Here is a 3,221-nt window from a genome sequence, read left to right on the forward strand (position 1 = left end):
CAATTAATTTGTTTGCTTGTCATTTCTTGTGCTGTTTAGTTTTCAAAGGTCAATCTATTTTTTTAACTCGCCGTTGTTTTGACGACTTAATCATCTTATCATTTTTGTTTCTTGTTGTCAACTATTTTTTTAATCATTTTTAAAACTTGTTTTGTGCGACAACACATAATACTTTATCACATATTTTTTTCATGTCAACAGTTTTTTTATAATATATAATTATATTTTACTAGCTACATTTATAAATTCTTCTATTTCTATTTTTTATGTATTTTAAAAATACACTTAAAACTCTTTTATTATAAAGTAGAAATTTTTATCTTTTTATCTCTTTTTAGATGAAACTATAGATATTATTTTTTAAATAATAAATCTACTGAATTTTTTGACGAAAAGAATTTCAAAATAATCTTTTAAAAAACACCTCTTAAAATATATGCATTCTAAAAACAAAGAAGAATTTTGTCTTTTTATTTAGAAATTTAATAAAATTATCATTCTTTTCTATATAACAAATATTTATCATAATATTTTATTAAATTTATATAAATGCTATAATCTTATCTATGATATAAGCCATTAGCTTATATCTATATGATTTTCATATTCATGAAATATACTAAGTAGATTTTTATAAATTTACTTAGTATATCTTTATGTGTAAAGAAATGCAAGTCATATAAATAAAACATTATTATGGGAGGATTTTTAATTATGAATGGAATGAAATCATTTTTCAAGATAAGTCCTGTATTTTTAATAGCAGGTCTTATGATTGGAGGGGTAGATGCATTGTTAGCTGCTCCTGCTGCTACACTTTATGCTGCTATTGTAGCTATTTTTACAGAAAAATTGAGTTTTAATGACCTATTAGACATTTCTGTTGAAAATGTAAAAGAACTTAATCTTGTATTTTTTATCCTTATGATGGCTTACGCTATGGCTGAAGTCTTTATGGCTTCTGGAGTAGGTGCCTCCATTATCATTATGGCTTTAAATCTTGGAGTAACAGGGAAAACAATTGCCGTAGTAGGATTTTTTGTTACATCCGTTCTTTCCGTTGCAACTGGTACTTCTTGGGGAACTTTTGCAGCTTGTGCACCTATCTTTTTATGGCTAAATCATATCGTAGGAGGAAATCTTTTACTTACCGCTGCTGCAATAGCAGGTGGAGCTTGTTTTGGAGATAATATAGGTCTTATCTCTGATACTACCGTTGTAAGCTCTGGTATACAAAAAGTTGAAGTTATCGACAGAATAAGACATCAAGGTGTTTGGGCAGTACTAAGTGTTATTGCTGCTGGAGTAATATTTTTCTTAATGGGATTAGGACTTCCAGGCAATACAGCATCTGCTAGTGATGCTATCAATCAAATCACTCCAGATGTAATGAATTATCTTCAAGTCGAAAGACCTTCTTCTGTAGTATTATTAAATCAAGTACAACAAGGTGTACCACTTTATATGATTATACCTCTATTATTAGTTCTTATAGCAGCTATTAAAGGACTTCCTACAATCGCTTGTCTAGGTATAGGAATTATTGCATCTTTCGGATTAGGAAGTGTTGCTGGAACGATCGAAAACTTAGGCGCTTTTTCAAAACTTGTAATGGCAGGCTTTGAGGATGCTGGAAGTTGGGTAATCGTAATGATGATGTGGATTGGAGCTTTTGGTGGAATTATGTCTAAAATAAAAGCATTTGATCCTTTATCAAAACTTGTTCTTAAACTAGTAAAAAACGTAAGACAACTTATGTTTGCAAATGGAATCTTAAGTATACTAGGAAATGCAGCATTAGCAGATGAAATGGCTCAAATCGTAACGATAGGACCAATCATTAAAGATCTTACAGATCAAAACGTAGAAGCTTCAGAAGAAGATATGTATAAACTAAGACTTAGAAATGCTACCTTCGGATCATCTTTAGGAGTATTTGGATCACAACTTGTTCCTTGGCATGTTTATATAGGATTTTATGTTGGAATAGCCTCTGCTGTATATCCTTTACACAACTTCGTACCTATGGATATTATTAAATACAACTTTATGGCTATGATTTCCGTAGCTACTATACTAATATGTACTCTTACTGGTCTTGATCGATTCATACCAGGCTTTGATATTCCTAGCGAACCTAGCGTATCTCTCAAAAAAGAGAATTCTCGTGTAAAATCTAAAATATCATAGTATTTATTTGTAAAAAGCTAAAACCCGAGGGGTGGTTCTTATGAATTTGAAATATAAATCCATAAGAACCGCCCCTCGGGTTTCTTTATTCTATAGATTCTGAAGACTCTTCTTCTATTTTTTCAGCTTTTGCAAGAGATGCTATAATTTCTTGTGGCTGATTAAGAATACTAATCTCTTGTGAAAACTCCATGTCTTCAACTTTTAAAGGTTTCCCAGGTGCCAAACTAGAAATATCTATTTCTATACTTTCTGGAATATTCGTAGGCAAACATTCTATATGTACTTCTCTTAATTGTTGTTGGACCACTCCTCTATTTTCTTGCGCTCTTTCTCTCCCTATTAACCGAATAGGAACTATAGTCTGGATAGGTTGATTCTTGGATATTTCCTGAAAATCTATATGCTGTATTTGATTCGTTATTGGATTTCTTTGTACCTCTTTCATCATTACTACAGCATGATCTGTATCCATATTTAAATCTAAAAAAACATTCATTCCATAAGTTCTAACGATCTGATCGATCTCCATTTTTCCTACTTCTATAGATCGTGTAACTCTGTTTGCTCCATATACCACTGCTGGAATATATCCTGCTTCTCTTGTTCTATGAGATGGGCCTTTGCCTGTTTCACTACGTAAATCTGCTTGAATAGAAGTCTTTAACATATTTACCCCTCCTAAACTTATGCTCTAGTAGTGAGTATATCCAATCTACTTTTTTATCATACTATCTTTTTTTATCCATTGAAAAAGACGTCTCATAGACGTCTATCACTACATAACAAATTTATTGATTTCCATAGTTAATTCTTTTGTAAGTTCATTAAGTTTATTTGCTGCATTAGCTACTTCATCTACTGTATTTGCTTGTTGTTGCATAGATGCACTTACCTCTTCTGCTGAAGCTGCTGTTTCTTCTGAAACAGCCGAAATATTTTGTATCGCCAGCACTATATCGTCTTTATCTCCATTAATTTTTTGAATCGATAAACTTATATTTTCAATTTTATCCGTAATATTTTGAACT

Annotated in this window: 2 protein-coding genes and 1 pseudogene; 1 reads left to right on the plus strand and 2 read right to left on the minus strand. The window is 31.1% G+C overall.

Annotation, left to right across the window (positions count from 1 at the left end; translation table 11 throughout):
- Positions 1–714: 714 nt before the first annotated feature.
- On the plus strand, positions 715–2,190 hold the full coding sequence (locus tag EK368_RS01340) for a Na+/H+ antiporter NhaC family protein (RefSeq protein ID WP_243109329.1): 1,476 nt from the start codon (positions 715–717) through the stop codon (positions 2,188–2,190).
- Positions 2,191–2,275: 85 nt separating this feature from the next.
- On the opposite strand, the gene EK368_RS01345 is transcribed toward EK368_RS01340, so the two are convergent.
- Together EK368_RS01345 and EK368_RS14745 are read right to left on the minus strand one after the other, a co-directional pair.
- Complete coding sequence (locus EK368_RS01345; protein ID WP_129595934.1) at positions 2,276–2,860, minus strand: 50S ribosomal protein L25; 585 nt, start codon at positions 2,858–2,860, stop codon at positions 2,276–2,278.
- Between the two features lie 108 nt (positions 2,861–2,968).
- A pseudogene (locus tag EK368_RS14745) lies at positions 2,969–3,221 on the minus strand (methyl-accepting chemotaxis protein); the annotation flags it as partial.

This window comes from Anaerophilus nitritigenes (genome assembly GCF_004138215.1).
Taxonomy (GTDB): Bacteria; Bacillota; Clostridia; order Peptostreptococcales; family Thermotaleaceae; genus Anaerophilus; species Anaerophilus nitritogenes.

Coding starts and splice junctions, on each gene's coding strand:
- EK368_RS01340 (WP_243109329.1), top strand. CDS start 715: ATGAATGGAATGAAATCATTTTTCAAGATAAGTCCTGTATTTTTAATA.
- EK368_RS01345 (WP_129595934.1), bottom strand. CDS start 2,860: ATGTTAAAGACTTCTATTCAAGCAGATTTACGTAGTGAAACAGGCAAA.